Annotated in this window: 16 protein-coding genes; 6 read left to right on the forward strand and 10 right to left on the reverse strand. The window is 70.9% G+C overall.

Features of this window, described 5'->3' with window-relative positions; translation table 11 throughout:
- The first annotated feature begins 52 nt into the window (after positions 1-52).
- The 3 genes from AB0C12_RS17260 to AB0C12_RS17270 all read left to right on the forward strand — a co-directional run bounded on the left by AB0C12_RS17260 (position 53) and on the right by AB0C12_RS17270 (position 5,784).
- Positions 53-712: a response regulator transcription factor gene (locus AB0C12_RS17260; RefSeq protein WP_360548864.1), complete on the forward strand. Its 660-nt coding sequence runs from the start codon at positions 53-55 to the stop codon at positions 710-712.
- Positions 709-1,803, forward strand: coding sequence for an ATP-binding protein (locus AB0C12_RS17265; protein WP_360548866.1), 1,095 nt, complete (start codon positions 709-711; stop codon positions 1,801-1,803). The genes AB0C12_RS17260 and AB0C12_RS17265 overlap by 4 nt, the downstream gene beginning before the upstream one ends.
- A 492-nt stretch (positions 1,804-2,295) precedes the next feature.
- Entirely contained in the window at positions 2,296-5,784 is a 3,489-nt protein-coding gene (locus AB0C12_RS17270) for a hypothetical protein (RefSeq protein WP_360548868.1), read from the forward strand.
- 10 nt (positions 5,785-5,794) lie between these two features.
- Here the strand turns inward: AB0C12_RS17270 and AB0C12_RS17275 are convergent, their stop codons facing one another.
- From AB0C12_RS17275 to hrcA, 9 genes are all read right to left on the reverse strand, one after another.
- Entirely contained in the window at positions 5,795-7,552 is a 1,758-nt protein-coding gene (locus AB0C12_RS17275) for an ABC transporter ATP-binding protein (protein WP_360548870.1), read from the reverse strand.
- Positions 7,549-9,258 carry an ABC transporter ATP-binding protein gene (locus AB0C12_RS17280; RefSeq protein ID WP_360548872.1) on the reverse strand — a complete coding sequence of 570 codons (1,710 nt, stop codon included), beginning with the start codon at positions 9,256-9,258 and terminating at the stop codon, positions 7,549-7,551. The genes AB0C12_RS17275 and AB0C12_RS17280 overlap by 4 nt, the downstream gene beginning before the upstream one ends.
- Positions 9,255-9,467: an MbtH family protein gene (locus AB0C12_RS17285; protein ID WP_360548874.1), complete on the reverse strand. Its 213-nt coding sequence runs from the start codon at positions 9,465-9,467 to the stop codon at positions 9,255-9,257. Before AB0C12_RS17285 ends, AB0C12_RS17280 begins: the two co-directional genes overlap by 4 nt.
- 37 nt (positions 9,468-9,504) lie before the next feature.
- On the reverse strand, positions 9,505-10,299 hold the full coding sequence (locus AB0C12_RS17290) for an ABC transporter ATP-binding protein (protein WP_360548876.1): 795 nt from the start codon (positions 10,297-10,299) through the stop codon (positions 9,505-9,507).
- Complete coding sequence (locus AB0C12_RS17295; RefSeq protein WP_360548878.1) at positions 10,300-11,352, reverse strand: iron chelate uptake ABC transporter family permease subunit; 1,053 nt, start codon at positions 11,350-11,352, stop codon at positions 10,300-10,302.
- Positions 11,349-12,419 (reverse strand): iron chelate uptake ABC transporter family permease subunit, encoded by a 1,071-nt coding sequence (locus tag AB0C12_RS17300; RefSeq protein WP_360548880.1) that lies wholly within the window; start codon positions 12,417-12,419, stop codon positions 11,349-11,351. The genes AB0C12_RS17295 and AB0C12_RS17300 overlap by 4 nt, the downstream gene beginning before the upstream one ends.
- 46 nt (positions 12,420-12,465) lie before the next feature.
- The gene (locus tag AB0C12_RS17305; protein ID WP_360548882.1) at positions 12,466-13,200 is read right to left on the reverse strand and encodes a 16S rRNA (uracil(1498)-N(3))-methyltransferase; all 735 of its coding nucleotides are present in this window, start codon (positions 13,198-13,200) and stop codon (positions 12,466-12,468) included.
- Positions 13,201-13,387: 187 nt separating this feature from the next.
- Complete coding sequence (gene dnaJ, locus AB0C12_RS17310) at positions 13,388-14,533, reverse strand: molecular chaperone DnaJ (RefSeq protein WP_203770907.1); 1,146 nt, start codon at positions 14,531-14,533, stop codon at positions 13,388-13,390.
- A gap of 43 nt (positions 14,534-14,576) precedes the next feature.
- A complete protein-coding gene (hrcA, locus tag AB0C12_RS17315) occupies positions 14,577-15,599 on the reverse strand; it encodes a heat-inducible transcriptional repressor HrcA (RefSeq protein WP_360548884.1) in 1,023 nt (340 codons plus the stop codon).
- Between the two features lie 179 nt (positions 15,600-15,778).
- Between hrcA and AB0C12_RS17320 the strand changes: the two genes are divergently transcribed.
- Entirely contained in the window at positions 15,779-16,522 is a 744-nt protein-coding gene (locus AB0C12_RS17320) for a DUF4870 domain-containing protein (RefSeq protein WP_360548886.1), read from the forward strand.
- Positions 16,523-16,562: 40 nt separating this feature from the next.
- On the opposite strand, the gene hemW is transcribed toward AB0C12_RS17320, so the two are convergent.
- Positions 16,563-17,774, reverse strand: a complete 1,212-nt coding sequence (hemW, locus tag AB0C12_RS17325; RefSeq protein WP_360548887.1) for a radical SAM family heme chaperone HemW — start codon at positions 17,772-17,774, stop codon at positions 16,563-16,565.
- A gap of 36 nt (positions 17,775-17,810) precedes the next feature.
- On the opposite strand from hemW, the gene AB0C12_RS17330 reads away from it, so the two are divergent.
- Both AB0C12_RS17330 and AB0C12_RS17335 read left to right on the forward strand, forming a co-directional pair.
- Complete coding sequence (locus tag AB0C12_RS17330) at positions 17,811-18,599, forward strand: enoyl-CoA hydratase-related protein (RefSeq protein ID WP_360548889.1); 789 nt, start codon at positions 17,811-17,813, stop codon at positions 18,597-18,599.
- A gap of 25 nt (positions 18,600-18,624) precedes the next feature.
- The gene (locus tag AB0C12_RS17335; protein ID WP_360548891.1) at positions 18,625-19,485 is read left to right on the forward strand and encodes a hypothetical protein; all 861 of its coding nucleotides are present in this window, start codon (positions 18,625-18,627) and stop codon (positions 19,483-19,485) included.
- The last annotated feature ends 68 nt before the right edge of the window (positions 19,486-19,553 follow it).

Raw genomic sequence — 19,553 nt, forward strand, 5'->3', positions numbered from 1 at the left:
TGCTGCTGTGCCAGCCTGGCGGGCGGTCACGGACAGGCGAGGAGGCGCGGCGTTGCGGGTGCTGGTGGCGGACGACGAGCGGGTGCTCGCCGACATGGTGGCCGAGGGCCTGCGCCGGCTGTCCATGGCCGTCGACGTGGTCTACGACGGCGTCACCGCCTGGGAGAAGCTCGGCGTCAACCGCTACGACGTCGCGGTCCTGGACCGGGACATGCCCGGCAGCACCGGCGACGAGGTGTGCCGCCGGATCGCCGGGGCCGGGCTGGGCACGCGCGTGCTGCTGCTGACCGCGGCGGCCGGGATCCGCGACCGGGTCGAGGGCCTCGGGCTGGGCGCCGACGACTACCTGACCAAGCCGTTCGCGTTCGCGGAGCTGGTCGCCCGGCTGCAGGCGCTGTCCCGGCGGTCGACCCCGGCGTTGCCCCCGGTGCTGGAGCAGGCCGGCCTCGTGCTGGACGTGACCCGGCACACGGCCGCCCGCGACGGGCTGACCCTGTCACTCTCCCCGAAGGAGTACGCCGTCCTGCACGTCCTCATGCGCGCGGGCGGTCGCGTGGTCAGTGCCGAGGACCTGCTCGAGCAGGCGTGGGACGAGAACGCCGACCCGTTCACCAACACTGTGCGTACCACCGTCATGACCTTGCGCCGCAAGCTCGGCGACCCACCGGTGATCCACACGGTGCCCAAGGTCGGCTACCGGCTCGCACCATGAGGTCGCCCTCCCCCGCCCGCCGCATCCTCCTGGTCTGCGGGATCGCCCTGGTCGCGGCGCAGTTCGCCCCGACGGTGGCCGACCAGGTGCTCACGCTGACGCGGGAGTTCGGGGTGTCCTGGTGCGGGTTGGGCGGGCCGCGGGCCCCCGACGCCAACGCCTCGTTCCTCTGCGAGCAGGTCTTCCGGCGGCCCAGCGTCGTGACCGGACCGGTCCTGTTCCTGGTCCTGGCCGGCCTGCTGGCGCTGTGCGTCCCGGCGGCCCGCTGGTGCCTGCGACCGGTCCGGGACCTGGTCCCGGTGATCGCGAACGTCGGCCCGCAGAACCTGGGCCACCGGCTGCGCCCCGGACCGGGCCAGGACGAAGTGGCGCTGCTCGGCCGCACGATCGACGACATGATGGACCGCATCGCGGTCGGCTACGAGGCCCAGCGCCGGTTCGCCGCCGACGCCTCCCACGAGCTGCGCACCCCGCTGGCGGTGCAGCGGACGCTGATCGAGGTCGGCCTGGCCCGGGCCCGCACCGAGGACCAGCTCGAACTGCTGACCGCCCAGCTGCTGGAGACCAACGAACGCAACGAGCAGCTGATCGAGGGCCTGCTGGTACTGGCCGAGAGCGACCGCGGCCTGCTGTCCCGCACCCCGCTGCGGCTCGACCTCATCACCGCGCAGGTCGTCGACGCCCACCGCGCCCGGGCCGCCGAAGCCGGCATCACGATCACCAGCACCCTGCGCCCACGCCTGGTCCTGGGCGAGCAGGTGCTACTGGAACGCCTGGTCAGCAACCTGGTGCAGAACGCCGTGAGCTACAACCGCCCCGACGGCACCATCGACGTCCAGGTCGGCGACGACCCGGCCCTGACCGTGACAAACACCGGCGACGACGTCCCGGCCGAGGCGGTGTCCGCCCTGTTCGAACCGTTCCGCCGACTGTCGGCCACCCGCATCCACCAGGGCGGCGGGGCGGGCCTCGGACTGTCGATCGCCCGCTCGATCACCCGAGCCCACGACGGCGTCATCGCGGCCTCGTCCACCGGCCACGACGGGCTGCGGGTCCAGGTCTCCTTCCCCGAGACCGACGGACCCGCCTAGGCCAGGCGACGATAAGCGCCTCGTGGGTCGCGCCTTGGCATACTGGTGCCGGACGTGCCACTCCCAGTCAAGTCACGGGTCAAGGCGGACGAGAATCCATGATGCGAACCGCAAAGCGCGGCGTGGCCGCCGCAGGAGCTCTGGTGATTGCTGTCCTGACCGGCATCATCACCAACTTGGTGACCGAACGATGGTCCTGGGTGTACGGCACGGCCCTGGCAGCCCTCACAGTGACCGGAGTCGTCCTTCAGATATTGCTTTCCCGCTCTTCCGAGGACCCGGGATCCCGTGTGACCGCGTCGGGTAGTGGATCTGTAGCGATCGGCGGGTCAGCCTCAGGAAGAGTCAGCACACGGTCGATGAATCCTTCGTCTTCCGCCGAAAGGCCAAATCTGTCCCCCGGTGTTGAGGCGTCCGCTCCCGGAAGCGTTGCCATCGGCGGCGACTCGACTGCGGACATCACGACGAACCGGGAATCCCGACCATCCGGCGATGATGTTTAGCAGCGCGAAGGTAATCGCGTCAGGCGACGGCGCCGTCGCTATCGCGGGCAATGTCAACACCGTCGTTACGAACTCCGGTCCCCAGTCCGGGGGCGTCCCCCTCGCGATTGCCCGGCAGCACCTGGGCCCGGTCTTCGACGCGGTCTCGGTCGAACACTTCACCGGCCGCGAATGGCTGCTCGCCGACGTGGACCGGTTCCTCCGCTCACGAAGCTCGGGCTACGTCTTCGTGGAGGCCGAGGCGGGCCTCGGGAAGACAGCGTTCGCCGCGCATCTCGCTTTCGACCGGGGATACGTCGCCCACTTCAGCCGGCAACCTCGGGGCCAGTCGACGACGACGGCACTGCGAAGCCTGTCCGCGCAACTGATCAATAAGTACGAGCTCAGCGACCTCACCCCGGGCGGGCTCCTACCGGAATGGGCGACGACAGCGGACGGCTTCGGTTCAATCCTCGTGCTGGCGGCCGAGAAGGCGCGCCGCTTCGGCGACAGGGTCGTGCTCATCGCCGACGGTCTCGACGAGGCTGACCCGGAGGGAACAGAGCTCCCCTGGGGCCTGCCCTCGCTTCTGCCGTCGGGTGTTTTCGTGGTCGCCACCTATCGCACCGGCACGACGCCTTGGCATCCACACGCACCGAGTATCACGCTGAGAATCCACCGGGCCGGTGCGGAAAACCTCGATGACGTCCAGCGATACCTGAAACAAGCCGTCAAGGACGAAGACATCACGGGCACATTGACACTGTCTCCGGCAGACGCCGACCGACTTGCCCAAAGGTTGGCCGAACTGACCAGGGGTACCTGGATCTACCTCAGATACCTACTGGAGGAGATTCGGCTGGGTCACCGGGAGCTGACCGCAATTGATCATCTTCCGACCGACCTGCTCGACTTCTACGCGAAACAGATCTGGGACTGGCGCGCTTCGGAGGAGTGGAACGCTCTGACGCTGCCGGTACTACAGGCACTCTGCGTGGCCCGTGAACCCCTCACCGCCGAGGCGCTGGCAGCCCTTTCCGGTGGCAAGCCCCTGACCCGAGTTCGGCAGCTCTGTGATGGACCGTTCCGTCCCTTCCTGACGGTCTCCGGTGCAGAGGACCGTCGTTATTCGATATATCACCTGAGCCTGCGGGAGTTCCTCGAGGGCCGGGCCCGGCTGCCCGAAAACCGATCTGACGCCCTGGAGACGCTCACCATCGAGCTTCGACAGGCGGCCGTCACCGCCCACACCACGATCATCGAGCTGATGCTCGACAGGTACGGAGGCATTGAGTCCGGGTTACCGGCACTGGCCGGGGATCCCTCGCTCTCCGCGCAGGAGAACGGGTACGGGCTGCGGAATCTCGTCCACCACCTCACCGCGACGGGGAGGCACGATGACGTCTGGGCTCTGCTCAACTGCGAGGTAGCCCACGGCGGCGACAGTTACAACGTCTGGTATCGAGCCCATGAGGTGGTCGCCGACTTCGACGGGTACGTCAACGACCTCGAACTTGCTCAGCACGCCGTCTCCGCCCCGAACGATGACGCCATCCGTACGGGGTCGGCCCCGCGCATCGGGTGGGAGGTGAGCTGTCAGATCTATGCCGCCGCGGTGCGGACGAAGGCCGCCTACGTCGAACCCGGGCTCATACCGGCTCTGATCGAGGAGAAGGTGTGGGACCTCCATCGGGCCTTCGCGCACACTCGTCAATTGGCGGGCGAGGAGCTGGTGAAGGCCAACATTGCGCTCCTGCCTTTTGTTGCGGATTCGGAGCGGGAGTCCTTTCTCGAGGACACATTGTCGGAGGTATCGGCGGTGGCCTCGGCGCGATACCGCTGCTGGCTTCTGACGTCACTCCTGCCACTCCTGCCTGACGAGCTCAGAACACGCGCGCTCGCGGAGGCGATCGCTGCGGCTCGGGCAGACACCGACATGATCGGTATCCGGCTGCTCGAGGTAGCGAGGGTTGCTGACGCTGAGACGGCTGCCGCGATCGTCAGGGAGGTCACGGCCGGCACTTACGGGATCGACATCATGGCTCTGTCGAAACTGATCGAGCTGGACCCTTCGCGAGCAGAGCGGTACAAGGCTGCCGTCTTCGAAGCCACCAAGGGTACGAATTCGCAGTTCTCCATAGGGCTGCGAGCACGAAGCGCCCCACCCGGAGAACTGGATGAGGTGCTTGCGCAGATTCGCTCCTGCGAGCGTTCCGCACGGATCGAAGGTCTTCTCAGCATCAGCAACCGATTCACGAGCGACCGGCGAGCCTCGATTCTGCAAGAGGCCGTGTCCTGTGCCATGGCGGAGGAAGACCCGTTCATGCGCTTCGAAGGCTTGATGGCCTGCCTGAATGCTGATGACCTTCCGGCACGTTCGTCTGTGGTCGAGGAAGCACATGCCATCGCGTGGTCGATCCAGCCGCCGATCCTGCGGCGCGAAGCCCTGACCCACATGTTGCCCGAGCTCGTCGGCACCGCCCGACGTGCGGCGGCCGTCGGAGCCTTGGAGGCCACTCGCCTGGACATAGACGGGGAGAGCTATCTGCTCGCACTCGTGGCGATGCTGAGATTCGCTGACGACGCGACAGCCTCGCTGATTGCACAGTCGATCGTCCAGGAATGCGCCACCGGCGACGGCCTGCGGCCCTGGTATTACATCAGCGCTCTGACCGGTCTTGCCGAAGCGGGCTTCGGCGAGCTCGCTGTCTCGGCGGCCAGAGCAAACCCCGCTCAGCTGAGCCTCCTGCCGCTCATCCTCGCGGAACTGGCTCGGCATCTCCCACAGCCTGCGGCCGAGCAGGTGTCCTGTGAAGCTCGGGACCTGCTGGCGCACGCGACCCCGAGCAGTAACTATTTTCTGGCTTACTGTGCGATGGCGTTGGCCGATCAAGCGGAGGACGACGACCGACACAGTTTCCTCGAGGAGGCCATAGCGATCACCGGCCGCTGCCCGACGGGCGGGGGCCTCCTGACCGATCTCGCCGAAGTCTGCACTACCGACTTGTTACCGCAACTGCTGAAAGTCGCCTTCGAGCCGTCGCCCGGGGACGCCAGGCGGAGCACATCCGATTGGCGAGCGGATGAGATCGCCGTCGTCGTTCTCCGCGCCACCACGGACCTGGAAGAGCCGGAGGAGACACTGACTCTCCTGTTCGCGAGGCTCAAGTCCGATGACCGGCGGATGGATGTTCTCAGGGAGGTGGTGCTCCGTTCGCACCCTGATCCTGTCCCGCGTCGGACAGCGATCGCGATAGCCGAGAGAACCGTCGCCGGCTACGCCGGCGAACTCACGGATCTGTCGCCTGAGTCCGCCCCCGAGGGCGTCTCCCCGCAATCATGGCAGGACTGTGCGCGATGCCCGATGGGCCACAGCAGCATCTGGCAGTTACTGGATCAGTTGAGAATGTCGATGACTTCGATCCACGAGACGGGCGGTGAACGCGCTGTCGCGGACGTGTATCAGGCCATTGAGAACGCCAAACGGTGGTGGCCGTAACTCACGAGAGTCAGTCCGACCTGGTACTGGCACTCGTCGGCTTCCGAGACTCCCAGGCCGACCACAGCTGCGCATAGCGGCCGCCCGCAGCGACCAGCTCGGCATGCGGCCCCGACTCCACGATCTCGCCGTGCTCCAGCACGATGACCCGGTCCGACGACGCCGCCTGGGTGAGCCGGTGCGCCACGATCAGCACCGTCCGTCCCCGCGTCGCCGCCGCCGCGGCCTCCTCCAGCGCCCGGGCTCCAGCACTGCCGGCCTCAGCCGTCGCCTCGTCCAGCACAGCGACCGCAGGGTCCAGCAGCACCAGCCGGGCCAGCGCGAGCTGCTGCGCCTGCGCGGCGGTCAGCTCGTGGCTGCCGTCACCGACGAGCGTGTCCAAGCCCTCGGGCAGCGCCAGCGCCCAGTGCAGGGCGCCTACGGTGTCCAGCGCGGCGGAGACCTCCTCGACGCTCGCCGACGGGCGGGCCAGCCGCAGGTCCTCGATGAGCGGCCCGGCGAAGACGTGCGTCTCCTGGCTGATGATCGCCACGGTCTCGCCCGGCAGCTCCGCGACCGGCACCCCGCCGACCCGCGCCACGCCCTCGTCGGGGCGCAGCACACCGGCGGCGATGGAGGCGACCGTGGTCTTGCCGGCCCCGGTCGAGCCGACCAGCGCCACCCGCTCGCCCGGCTCCAGCCGCAGGCTGACCTCGCGCAGCACCGGCGTGCGGCCGTCGTAGCTGAAGCTGACGTCGTCCAGGGTCAGCGCCGCGTCGGCCGGTGGGCGGCCCGCGCCGCGCTGCTCGACCGGCATAGTCTCGACCCCGACCAGCCGGGACAGGCTCGCGCCGGCCGCCTGGATCTCGTCGAAGGTGAACAGCAGGGTGGACACCGGGTTGAACAGCCGGTGGAACAGCAGCGCGGCGGCCGAGGCCTGGCCGACGGTCACCGAGCCGTCGCGGACCAGCCAGAAGCCGACCGTCAGGATCGCCGCCAGGCCGAAGAACTCGGCCCGGTTGACCCGGCCGACGAAGCGGGTGAACAGCGTGAAGACGCCGACGTCGATGTCGCGGGCCTTGGCCGACGCGGCGTCGATGTCGGCCAGGTGCCGCTGCTCCAGCCGGTACGCGTGCACGGTCCGCAACCCCTGCATGCTCTCCACCAGCAGCTGCGACCGCTCGGCGACAGCCTTGCGTTCCGCGGCGTACCGGGGGGCCGAACGCGGCAGGTACCAGCGCAGCGCGACCACGTAGAACGGCACGGCCACGGCACCGGCCAGGCCCAGCCGCCAGTCGATGCCGGCCATGGCCACCAGGCTCAGCACGCCCAGCAGCAGCGCCGAGATCACGTTCGGCAGCACGTCGGAGACGGCCTTGCCGATCGCGGCGATGTCCGCGCCGACCCGGGACAGCAGGTCGCCGCGCCCGGCCCGGTCCAGCACCAGGGCCGGCAGCCGCAGCGCGGTCGCGACGGTGCTCTCGCGCAGGTCGGCGAGCATCCGGGCGCCGAGCCGGCCCACCAGGTACGAGGACAGCCCGATCGCGCCCCCGCCGATCAGCGCGGCGGTGACGATGACGACGGAGATCGACACGATCGCCCCCGTGCCGGCGCCGTCGCGGACCCGGTCGACGAGCATGCCCAGGGCGTACACGGGAACGATCGAGGCCGCGGCCGCGAGCAGGCCGACCAGCAGCGTCCCGGTCACCTCGGCCCGGCGCCCGCGCAGCTCGGCCCACAGCCAGCCGCGGGTCTGCCGGGCGGTCGCGATGGGCAGGATCTGGGTCATCGCAGCACCAACTGTCGGTAGGTCTCGTCGCTCGCGCCCAGCTCCTCGTGCTCGCCCTCGGCCGTGACCACGCCGTCGCCGAGCACGACGATGCGGTCGGTGGCGGCGAGCAGGGCCGGGCTGCTGGTGATGACGACGGTGGCGAAGCCGGACGCCGGGCCGTGCCGCAGCGCGCGGATGCCCTGCGCGATGGCGTGCTCGGTGACCGCGTCGACGGCGGTGGTCGGGTCGTGCAGCACCAGCACCGGCGGCCGGGCCAGCAGCGCGCGGGCCAGGGCGATCCGCTGCCGCTGGCCGCCGGAGAGGCTGGCACCGCGTTCGGCGACGAGCGCGTCGAGCCGTTCCGGCTGAGTGTCCAGCACTTCGTCGGCGGCGGCGGCACTGAGCACGTCGGCCGGGATCGCGCCCGGTCCGTCGTGGCGGTCGGAACCGTCAGCGTGCACGGCCACGTTGGCGGCGATCGTGCCGGTGAACAGGTCGGTGTGGTGCGGCTCGACCAGCAGCAGCCGGCGCGCGTGGGCTCGCTCGACCTGCTCCAGCGGTGAGCCGCCCAACAGGACGCTGCCCTGGTAGTCGGCGGGGACGCTGAGCAGCTTGACCAGCGCCTCGGCGTCGCCGGGGCGGCGGGCCACCACGCCGACGAACTCGCCCGGCCGCACGTGCAGGTCGAGGCCGTCGAGCGGGCCGTGCCGCACGCCGGACAGGTGCAGGTCGCACGGGTGCCCGGCGGGCCGGTCGGCGCCTTCCGGCAGCACCAGCCCGGCGTCGGTGACCAGCGCGACCCGGTCCGCGGACGCGCGCGCCTCGGCGATCCAGCTCGGCACCACGGCCAGCGTCCCGAACGGCTCGATGAGGAACTGGGCGAGGCCGATGACGGTGATGAACTGCCCGACGGTGATCCGGCCGGTGAGCGCGAACCAGCCCGCCAGGATGGCGATGCCGCAGGCCAGCAGCGTGCTCAGCACCGTCGAGGCGGCCAGGTAGCCACCCTGGGTGCGCGACGCCCGCAGCGTCGCCGCCAACGAGCGGCGGCTGACCGCCCGGTAGTTCCCGGCGGCGGCGTCCTGCGCGCCGATGCCGCGCAGCGGCCGCAGCCCGGTGACCAGGTCGGTGGCCAGCGAGGTGGCCCGGCCGGCCTGTTCCTGCTGGTCGGCGACCCGCCGGGTGATCAGCGGCGAGCTGATCTGCAGCAGCACCAGCACCAGCGGGGTGGCGACCAGGACGACCAGACCCAGCGGTACGGAGATGAGCAACAGCACCACCGCACTGATCACCGTGGCGACGACCGCACCGACGATCCGCGGCACGTAGTCCAGCAGGTACGAGGTGTTGTCGGCGTCGCTCGTGGACACGGTCAGCAGATCCCCGGCCCGCAGGTCGGTACGTACCCCGCGCGGGTGCAGGATCTTCGCCGACACCTCCAGGCGCAGCTGGTGCCCTTCCTCGGCGATGGCGGCCATGAGCTGCCGCGCGCCGAAGCGGTACGCCATGGTCAGCACCGTGAACTGCACGGCGAGCACGCCCACCCAGAGCAGCAGCTGACCGAGGTCGCCCGGCGTGACGGCCCGGTCGATGACCACGCCGATCAGGACCGGGACGAAGGTCTCGCAGGCCTGGTGGACCGCGATGAGGCCGGTGCCGAACCACAACCGCCTGGCGTTGCGAGTGGTGGTGCGAAGCAGGATCCGAGCGCCCGACCTGCTCACTGGGCCATGCTGTCGCGCAGCGACTTGGGGCGCAGGTCGGTCCAGTTGGCGTCCACGTAGTCGATGGCCTGCTGCCGCGGCGCGGGCCCGAACACGCTGCGCCAGCCCGACGGGACCTCCTTGAAGGACGGCCAGAGCGAGTGCTGCTCCTCGTCGTTCACGAGGACGTGGAAGGTGCCGTTCTCGTCGTCGAACGGGTTGCTGGACACGACGTCTCCCCACAGGTCGGCCGAAAGTAAGGACAGCCTAACCTACGCGCTGGATCACCTTCGAGCGCGGGATCACCAGCGGCGTACCGGTCTCCGGGTCGTCGATGATCCGGCAGCCCAGCGCGAAGACATCCTCGACGAGCTCGGCCGTCATGACCTCGCGCGGGTCGCCCTGGGCCACGATCACCCCGGCCTTCATCACCACCAGGTGGTCGGCGTACCGGGCCGCCTGGTTGAGGTCGTGCAGCACCGCGACCATCGTCGTGCCCTGCTCGCGGTTGAGCCGCACGCAGAGCTCCAGCAACTCGATCTGGTGGGCGATGTCCAGGAAGGTGGTCGGCTCGTCCAGCAGCACGATCGGCGTCTGCTGGGCCAGCACCATGGCCACCCAGACCCGCTGCCGCTGCCCGCCGGACAACGTGTCGACGAGCTCGCCGGAGAGGTCGGTCACCCCGGTGGCGGCCATCGCGGCGACCACGGCGGCCTCGTCCCCGGCCGACCACTGCCGGATCAGCTTCTGGTGCGGGAACCGGCCGCGAGCGACCAGCTCGGCGACCGTGATCCCGTCCGGGGCGATCGACGACTGGGGCAGCAGCCCGAGCCGGCGGGCCACCTCCTTGGCCGGCCGCGAGTGGATGTCCCGGCCGTCCAGCAGCACCTCACCGGCGCTGGGCCTGAGCAGCCGGGCCAGCGCGCGCAGCAGCGTGGACTTGCCGCAGGCGTTGGGGCCGATGATCGCGGTGAACCGGCTCTCCGGCACCGCCAGGTCGAGGTGCTCGCTGATCGACTTCTTGTCGTAGCCGATGGTGATGTCGCGGGCGGCGATGCTCATTCAGGACCCCTGTCGTCGGGCCTGGCGGATCAGCAGCCAGACGAAGTAGATGCCGCCCACCGACACGGTCACGACCCCGACCGGCAGCTGGGTCGGGGCGAACGCCCGCTGGGCGAGGAAGTCGCTGAGCATCAGCAGGAAGGCACCCATCGCGGCCGAGGGCAGCAGCGCGATGCCGGGCGCACGGGTGACGCGCTGGGCGAGCTGCGGGGCGGCCAGCGCGACGAAGGAGACCGGACCGGCGGCCGCTGTCGCGACCGCGGTGAGGGCAACCCCGATGACCAGGTACGCGAGCCGGGTCGGTTCCACCCGTACGCCGAGTGCGGCGGCCGCGTCCTCCCCCATCTCCAGCAGGGACAGGCGGGGGCCGTACCCGATCAGGAGCAGGCAGAGCACGCCGACGGTGACCGCCACCGGGGTGACCTGGGCCCAGCCCAGGCCGTTGAGGCTGCCCTGCCCCCACATCATGGCGGCGAAGGCCGCCTGCAGGTCGACCTTGATGATGAACCACTGGTTGACCGAGGCCAGCATGGCGCTGATCGCGATACCCACGATGATCAGCCGGAAGCCCTGCACGCCGCGCTTGAAGGCGAGCAGGTAGACCGCGACGGCGGTGGCCAGCCCACCGACCAGCGCACCGGCCGCCACCACGTAGTAGCCGTTGCCGACCAGAACGGTCACGAGCAGCACCCCGGTGTACGCGCCCGTGCTGAACCCGATGACGTCCGGGCTGCCCAGCGGGTTGCGGGTCAGCGCCTGGAAGACGGCCCCGGCCAGCCCCAGCGCGGCGCCGATGATCAGCGCCAGCAGCACCCGCGGCAGCCGCCACTCGACGACCACCAGCCGGGCGGCCCGGGTGCCCTCGCCGGACAGCGCCCGCAGCACCTCGGCCGGGGTCAGGGTGAACTCACCGGTGCCCAGGGTCAGCACCCCGACGGCGAGCGCGGCCAGCACGAGCACCGCACAGACCAGCGCCGGACGCAGCGAGATCCGGGCGGACGCGTTGCGGTGCGGGCGCAGCACCACGACCTTGCGGCCGAAGTCGACGCTCACAGGCCACTCACCCGGGCCCGGCGGACCCACCAGATCAGCACGGGCGCGCCGATGAAGGCGGTGACCACACCGACACGCAGCTCACCCGGCCGCACCACGAGCCGGCCCACGATGTCGGCGAGCAGCAGCAGCACGGGACCGCAAACCACGGTGTAGACGAAAATCCAGCGCTGGTCCGGGCCGACGATCCAGCGCACCACGTGCGGCACCATCAGCCCCACGAACCCGATCGGGCCGACCGCGGCGGTCGCCGCGCCGGCCAGCAGCATCACCGAGACGGTGGCCAGGAACCGGGTGCGGCCGATCCGGGCGCCGAGGGTACGGGCGAGATCGTCACCGAGCGCCACCGCGTTGAGCGACCGGGCGACGATCAGCGCGAGCACCGTCCCGGCCAGCACGAACGGCAGGACGGTGGTGGCCACATCCAGCGGCCGCCCGGCCAGCGAGCCGATGTCCCAGAACCGCAGGTAGTCGAAGGCGCGGGGCCGCACGAGCCGGATGCCGCCGGAGATGCCGTCCATGACCGCGCCCAGGGCGACTCCGGCCAGGGTGAGCCGGATCGGGGTGGCCCCGCCGCGCCCGGTGGACCCGAGCAGGTAGACCAGGGTGAGCGCGAACGCGACCCCGGCGAACCCGAACCACATGTACTGCGTGAGGCTGGTCAGGCCGAGCACCCCGACGGCGAACACCACGAACAGCCCGGCGCCGGCGTTGATCCCCAGGATCTGGGTGTCGGCGAGCGGGTTGCGGGTGACGGCCTGGATGACCGCGCCGGACAGTCCGAAGGCGACGCCGGCCAGCAGTCCGAGCACCGTTCGGGGCACCCGCAGGTCCCGCACGATCGACTGGTCGTCGGTGTCGGTGAAGTGGAAGAACGCGTCCCAGACGGCGCCCGGGGAGATGGTGCGGGTGCCGAGGGCGATGCTGAACAAGCAGACGAGAGCCAGCACGCCGAGACAGATGAGCAGGCCGAGGGTGCGGCGGGCCTGGGTCGCCGCGAGCCCGGCGGCGGCCGGCGCGGCCTTGGGCCCCGGCCGCGTCGCAGCGGCCGTCCGCGTCAGCACCATGCCGCGAAGCTTAGGCTAACCTTCCTTACCCGTCACTCTCCGGCCGTCACCAGCGCTCCAGCCGGGCGGACAGCACCGCGAGCGCGGCCATCCCGGCGGTGGAGGTGCGCAGCACGGAATCGCCCAGCCGCACCGGCTGCGCGCCGGCCGCGACGAACGAACCCAGTTCCTGATCGCTGATCCCGCCCTCGGGCCCGACGACCAGCACGATCTCGCCGGCATCGGGCAGCTTGGCCTGGCTGAGCCGGTCGGTGGCCTCCTCGTGCAGCACGAACGCGGCGGCGGCCGCGGAGAGCAGCCCGGAGACCTTCTTGGTGGAGACATCAGGGCTGCCCGAGACCACCGGAAGCCACGGACGCCGGGCCTGCTTGGCGGCCTCCCGGGTGGTGCTGACCCACTTCTCCCGGGCTTTGACACCACGGTCGCCGCGCCACTGGGCGACCGACCGGGAAGCGGCCCACGGCACGATCTCGTCGACGCCGATCTCGGTCATGGCCTGCACCGCCAGCTCACCGCGGTCACCCTTGGCAATGCCCTGCACCACCACCAGCCGCGGATCAGGCGGGGGCGCGAACTCCCGGCCGAGCACATGCACGTCGATGCTGCCCCGCCCAACCGCGGCCACCTCGGCAACAGCGGTCCCGCCCCGCCCGTCGGACAGCAGCAGATCCTCACCGACCTTGAGCCGCTGCACGGTGGCGGCATGGTGCCCCTCGGCACCAGCAAGCGTGAACCGCCGGCCACTGGGCAGCTCGTCAACGAGAAAAAGAGGCGCAGACACGCGCTCACGCTACCCAACTCACCAGGCCGAAGCGGCCCGCCGGGGCCCGGCCCGCTGGAGTACGCACCTGGCAGGGTGCGGGGATCCGTTCAGGAGCGCCAGCGACTGGATCCCCGCGCCCGGTCTCGGCGGGAGCGACGGTCAGTTATCCGCACCACCTACGACATGAAGCCCTGGATCGTAAGAACTAGTGCCCGTTGAAGGCGTCCCGCATCCGGGAGAAGAATCCGCCCTGCTTGCTCAGCTCGGCGATGTCCTCACCCCGGGTCTTGGCGAAGTCGCGCAGCATCCGCTCCTGGTCGGCGGTCAGCTTGGTCGGCGTCTTGACGTCCAGGTGCACGAACAGCTCACCCCGGCCCTGCCCGCGCAGGTGCGGCACGCCCTTGCCCCGGATGCGCAGCGTCGAGGCCGGCTGGGTGCCCGGCTTGACCTCGATGTTCTCCTCGCTGTCGAGCGTCTTGATGGTCAGCCGGGTGCCGAGCGCGGCGGCCGTCATCGGCAGCGTCACCCGGCAGTGCAGGTCGTCGCCCTTGCGGGAGTAGACGTCGTGCGGGCGTTCGTGGATCTCCACGTACAGGTCGCCGGCCGTGCCGCCGCCCGGGCCGACCTCGCCCTGCTGGGCCAGGCGGATGCGCATGCCGTCCTCGACGCCGGCCGGGATCTTCACGGTCAGCGAGCGGCGGGTGCGGATCCGGCCGTCGCCGGCGCAGGTCGGGCAGGGCTGCGGGATGACCGTGCCGTGGCCCTGGCAGACCTGGCACGGGCGGGACGAGACGACCTGGCCCAGGAACGTGCGCTGCACCGACTGGACCTCACCGCGGCCACCACAGGTCTCACAGGTGGCCAGGTGGGTGCCGGGTGCGGTGCCCGCGCCGGAGCACTGGGTGCACAGGACCGCGGTGTCGACCGTGATCGGCGCCTCGACACCGAAGGCGGTCTCGACCAGGTCGAGCTCCAGGCGCAGGATCGCGTCGGCGCCGGGCCGGGTGCGTGGCCGAGGTCCTCGGGAGCCACCGCCGGCGGCCGTGCCGAAGAAGGCATCCATGATGTCCTGGAAACCGACGAACGGGCCTGCCCCGCCGGGGCCACCCGGTCCGCCCGCGCCGCCGCCGCCCGGGGCCAGCGGGTCACCGCCGAGGTCGACGATCTGCCGCTTCTGGTCGTCCGAGAGCACCTCGTACGCCGCGTTGATGTCCTTGAACTTCTCGTGCGCCTCGGGGTCGGGATTGACGTCCGGGTGGTATTGACGGGCCAGCTTGCGGTAAGCGCGCTTGATCTCGTCGTCGGTGGCTTCCCGGCTGATCCCGAGAATTCCGTAATAGTCCTTGGCCACAGGGGTTCGAGTCCTCATGTCTGCCCAGCGCTGAGCGGTTCCGTCAGTTTTGTGCCAGCAAATCGCCAACGTAGCGTGCCACGGCTCGTACCGTGGCGATGGTGCCGGGGTAATCCATCCGGGTCGGCCCCAGCACGCCGAGCCCACCAACGATCGTCGCGCCGGGTCCGTAACCCGTGCTGACCACCGAGGCCGCCCGCAGGTTGTCGATCTCGTTCTCGTCGCCGATGCGGACCCGGGTGGTGCTCGGTTCCACCTCACCGATGAGCTTGAGCAGGATGACCTCCTCCTCCAGCGCCTCCAGGACCGGCCGCAGCGAGCCCTGGAAGTCCAGCACGCCGCCGCGGGTGAGGTTGGCCGTGCCCGCCAGAGCGAGGCGTTCCTCACTGCGCTCCACCAGTGTCTCCAGCAGCACCGAGGCGACGCAGGCCATCGTGGTGCGCTTCTCCGGGGCGCACTCGTCGACCAGCGTCTGCACCAGCGGCGGGGTGTCGGCCAGCTTCTGCCCGGTGAGCTTGGCGTTGATCACCCGGCGCATGTCGAGCACGTCGTCGCCGGGCGTCGGCCCGGGCAGTTCCACCAGGCGCTGCTCGACCCGGCCGGTGTCGGCGATCATCACCAGCATGATCCGGGTGGTGGAGATCGGCACCAGCTCCAGATGACGCACCGCGGAACGGGCCAGGCTGGGATACTGCACGACGGCGACCTGGCGGGTGAGCTGCGCCAGCAGGCGCACTGTGCGGTGCACCACGTCGTCGAGGTCGACCGCGCCGACCAGGAAGCGCTCGATGGCCCGGCGCTCGGCCGGGCTCAGCGCCTTGACCCGGGAGAGCCGGTCGACGAAGAGGCGGTAACCGGCGTCGGTGGGCACCCGGCCGGCACTGGTGTGCGGCTGCCGGATGTAGCCCTCCTCCTCCAGCACGGCCATGTCGTTGCGGACCGTGGCCGGTGAGACGCCCAGCTGATGCCGCTCGACCAGGGCTTTGCTGCCCACCGGTTCCTGGGTGGCGACGTAGTCCTCGACGATGGCGCGGAGTACTTCGAGTTTGCGGTCGTCGAGACTCATGTCGCACCCCTCCACCTCTCAGCTGGCACTCCGCGAAGTCGAGTGCCAGTCTACGTCGCCCGCGCCCGCCGCGCGATGATCAGCCGTCAGGGCCTGAGCCACTTAGCCGACTGTCTATTCTCCGACGTCACCCGGGTGTTGCTCTCGCCACGTTCGACGTGCGGTCCTACCGTGTGCGCATGACTGAACCGCCGCGTCCGCCCGGTGAGGGCAATCCCTCGGATCCCACCGCGCCGCTCAACCCATATCCGGGTAACGATCCGACTCCCGGATCGGCCCCGCCGCCGCCCCCGGCGTACGGCTCCCCGCAGCCGCCGAGCTACGGCACCCCGCCGCAGCAGCCGCCGACCTACGGCACCCCGCCGCCCACCTCGGGTGCCGGCGGTTACGGCCCGCCGCCCAGCTCCGGCGCCGGCGGTTACGGCCCGCCGCCCAGCTCCGGTGCCGGTGGCTACGGCCCGCCGCCCAGCTCCGGCGCGGGTGGCTACGGCCCGCCGCCCGGCTCGGGTGCCGGTGGCTACGGCCCGCCCGGCGCCTACGGCCAGCAGCCCGGTGGTTACCCGCCGGGTGGCTACGCGCCGGGCAACGACGACAAGACCTGGATCCTGGTCGCCCACTTCGGGGGCGCGGCCGGCGCGTTCCTCGGTGGCGGCTGCTCCGGCTGGATCGCCCCGCTGGTGGCGCTGCTGGCCAAGGGCAACCAGTCCCCGGTCGTGCGGGCCGAGGCGGTCAAGGCGCTGAACTTCCAGATCCTCTGGTCGATCATCGCCATCGTCGGCTGGGTGCTGACCTGCATCGTGATCGGCTTCTTCGTCGGTATCGCGGCCTGGGCGATCGCCACGATCTTCGGCATCGTCGCCGGCGTGAAGGCGAACAACAACGAGCCGTACAACTACCCGATGACGGTCTCGCTCATCAAGTAGCGCTTCGATGGCGCCGGGCCCCGGCCCGGCGCCATCGGCGTCACGGCAGCAGGTCGCGGATCACGGCGTCGGCCAGCAGCCGGCCGCGCAGGGTCAGGACCACCCGGCCGGCCTCGTACGCCGCCGGGTCCAGCAGGCCGTCGGCCAGGGCCCCGGCCGCACCGGCCAGCCCGGCCGCGTCCAGCGCGGTCAGCGGCAGGCCGTCGCGCAGCCGTACGCGCAACATCACATCCTCGACGTGCCGGTCGGCATCGGTCAGGATCTCCCGGCCCTGCCCGGGCGACAGGCCGGCCTCCACCCGCTTCGCGTACGCGGCCGGGTGCTTGACGTTCCACCAGCGCACCCCGCCGACGTGGCTGTGCGCGCCCGGCCCGAGCCCCCACCAGTCCCCGCCGGTCCAGTACAAGAGGTTGTGCCGGCAGCGGGCGTCCGGTGTCGTCGCCCAGTTCGACACTTCGTACCAGGAGAAACCCGCCCCGCCCAGCGCCGCCTCGGCGGCCAGGTAGCGGTCCGCGGCCACGTCGTCCTCCGGGTACGGCAGCTCGCCCCGGCGCATCCGGGCCGCCATCCGCGTCCCGTCCTCCACGATCAGCGAGTACGCGCTGACATGGTCCACCCCCGCGTCGAGCACCGCGGCCAGCGAACGGGCGAAATCCTCGGGCGTCTCCCCCGGCGTCCCGTAGATCAGATCCAGGTTGACGTGGTCGAAGCCGGCCTCCCGGGCCTCGATCGCGGCCTGCGGCGCCCGCCCGGCGGTGTGCCGGCGCTCCAGGATCCGCAGCACGGCCGGGGCGGCGGACTGCATGCCCAGCGAGATCCGGGTGTAGCCGGCCTTGCGCAGCGCCTGCAGCGACTGCGGGGTGACCGACTCGGGATTGGCCTCGGTGGTGATCTCCGCGTCGGCGGCGAGCCCCCAGGTGCGGTCGATGCCCTCGAGGATCCGGCCCAGGTCGCCCGGGTCGAGCAGGGTCGGCGTGCCGCCGCCGACGAAGACGGTGTCGACGCGCGCGCCGGTGACCGAGGCGGCCAGCTTCAGCTCGGCCAGGACCGCGTCGGCGTAGCCCTCCCGGCTGGCGCCCCCGCCCAGCTCGCTGGCCGTGTACGTGTTGAAGTCGCAGTACCCGCACCGGCTGGCGCAGAACGGGACGTGGACGTAGACCCCGAAGCCGCGTCCACCGACGTCGCGCAGGGCACTGTCGGGCAGCGAGCCGTCACTCGGTACGGGCTCGCCCTCGGGCGCGGGACCAGGCATCCGTCAAGTGTGCACGTACACCGTTAGGGTTCCGGCATGGAGTTGGTCCGTACCGTCACCGCAGCCGGGGTGACCACCGTGACGCTGGACAGCCCGGCGAACCGTAATGCGCTCTCCGCACAGCTCATGAGCGAGCTGCTGGCGGCGCTCGGCGCCGCGCTCACCGACCCGGCGGTCCGGGCGGTGGTGATCTCGCACACCGGCCCGGTCTTCTGCTCGGGGGCCGACCTCAAGGAGACCGCCGAGGCCCGGGAGTCCGGCCGGATCCCGGCTGAGCTGCTGGCCGACGTGCTCGCCGCGATCTGGGAGTTCCCGAAGCCGGTGCTGGCCCGGATCGCCGGTCCGGCCCGGGCGGGCGGGCTGGGCCTGATCGCGGCGGCCGACCTCGCGGTCTGCGCCCGTACGGCGACGTTCGCGTTCTCCGAGGTACGCCTGGGCGTGATCCCGGCCGTGATCAGTGCCACCGTGCTGCCCCGGCTGGCTCCGCGGGCCGCGGCCGAGCTCTATCTCACGGGCGACGTCTTCGACGGGGCCCGCGCGGCCGAGATCGGGCTGGTCACGGCGGCTGTCGAGGCGGAGGGGCTGGACGCGGCCGTCACCGCGTACACGGAATCTCTGGTCCGGGGTGGCCCGCTGGCCCTGGCCGGCACCAAGCAGCTGCTGCGCCGCCGGCCGGCCGAGACCGTGCGCGCCGACCTGGCCGAGCTGTCGGAGCGCTCGGCCGGCTACTTCCGGTCGGCCGAGGGCCGCGAGGGTGTCGCGGCCTTCCGCGAGAAGCGTCCGGCGTCCTGGGTGCCGGCGACGCCGGAGACGGGCACTCGTTGATTACTCTTGTCCCCCGACGGAGGGAGTGTGCGTGCGCAGAAAGCCGGTAGTCGTGGTCGTTCTGCTCGCGCTCCTCGGCGCCCTCGGCGTGGTCGTGGCCGTCAACTCCGTCGGCGGCAAGATCAAGCTTCCGCAGCTCGGCCCGGAGTGCATCGTCCGGGCTGACGGCGAGGTCGCGCTGGACCTCGTGCAGATGGCCAACGCGGCCACGATCACGGCCGTCGGCCTGCGGCGCAAGATGCCCGAGCGAGCCATCATCATCGCGCTGGCGACCGCGTTCCAGGAGTCCAAGCTGGAGAATCTGGACACCGGCGACCGCGACTCGGTCGGGCTGTTCCAGCAGCGCCCCAGCCAGGGCTGGGGCACGCCGGAGAAGATCCAGGACCCGAGGTACGCGGCGGGCAAGTTCTACTCGGCCCTCAAGAAGGTCAAGGGCTGGCAGAAGATGCGGGTCACCGACGCGGCCCAGAAGGTGCAGCGGTCGGCCTACCCGAACGCGTACGAGAAGTGGGCCGACGAGTCCACCGTGCTCGCCACAGCGCTGACCGGCCGGGCCACCGGCGCAGTCGAGTGCACGGTGAGCGGCGAGCCCGCCCTGCGTGGGGCCACCGCCGCGGCCGCACTGGCCGAGGGCATGCGCCTCGACTGGGGCAAGGGCCTCAACACCATCGAGGCGACCCAGAGCGGCGGCCTGACCGTGGCGGTCAAGGACGTCAACGCCGGCTGGCGGTACGCCCACTGGCTCGTCTCGCACGCCAGCAGCACGGGCGTGGAGCGGGTCCGCTTCGCCGACCGGGAGTGGAACGCACCCGACGGAAAGTGGCAGCCCGTAACCGGCGGCAAGGGCGCGGGCAACGACACCGTGGTCGCCGAGGTCTTCAGCTAGGCGATCAGCCTTCATATTCACGTTTATTCATGCCCGGAAGAGTCACGATCACGATGTTGCCTGGTCAT

The organism is Actinoplanes sp. NPDC048967 (assembly GCF_040649415.1).
GTDB lineage: Bacteria > Actinomycetota > Actinomycetes > Mycobacteriales > Micromonosporaceae > Actinoplanes.

Coding starts and splice junctions, on each gene's coding strand:
- AB0C12_RS17265 (WP_360548866.1), top strand. CDS start 709: ATGAGGTCGCCCTCCCCCGCCCGCCGCATCCTCCTGGTCTGCGGGATC.
- AB0C12_RS17300 (WP_360548880.1), bottom strand. CDS start 12,419: ATGGTGCTGACGCGGACGGCCGCTGCGACGCGGCCGGGGCCCAAGGCC.
- hrcA (WP_360548884.1), bottom strand. CDS start 15,599: ATGAGTCTCGACGACCGCAAACTCGAAGTACTCCGCGCCATCGTCGAG.
- AB0C12_RS17320 (WP_360548886.1), top strand. CDS start 15,779: ATGACTGAACCGCCGCGTCCGCCCGGTGAGGGCAATCCCTCGGATCCC.
- AB0C12_RS17275 (WP_360548870.1), bottom strand. CDS start 7,552: ATGACCCAGATCCTGCCCATCGCGACCGCCCGGCAGACCCGCGGCTGG.
- AB0C12_RS17290 (WP_360548876.1), bottom strand. CDS start 10,299: ATGAGCATCGCCGCCCGCGACATCACCATCGGCTACGACAAGAAGTCG.
- hemW (WP_360548887.1), bottom strand. CDS start 17,774: ATGCCTGGTCCCGCGCCCGAGGGCGAGCCCGTACCGAGTGACGGCTCG.
- AB0C12_RS17330 (WP_360548889.1), top strand. CDS start 17,811: ATGGAGTTGGTCCGTACCGTCACCGCAGCCGGGGTGACCACCGTGACG.
- AB0C12_RS17270 (WP_360548868.1), top strand. CDS start 2,296: ATGATGTTTAGCAGCGCGAAGGTAATCGCGTCAGGCGACGGCGCCGTC.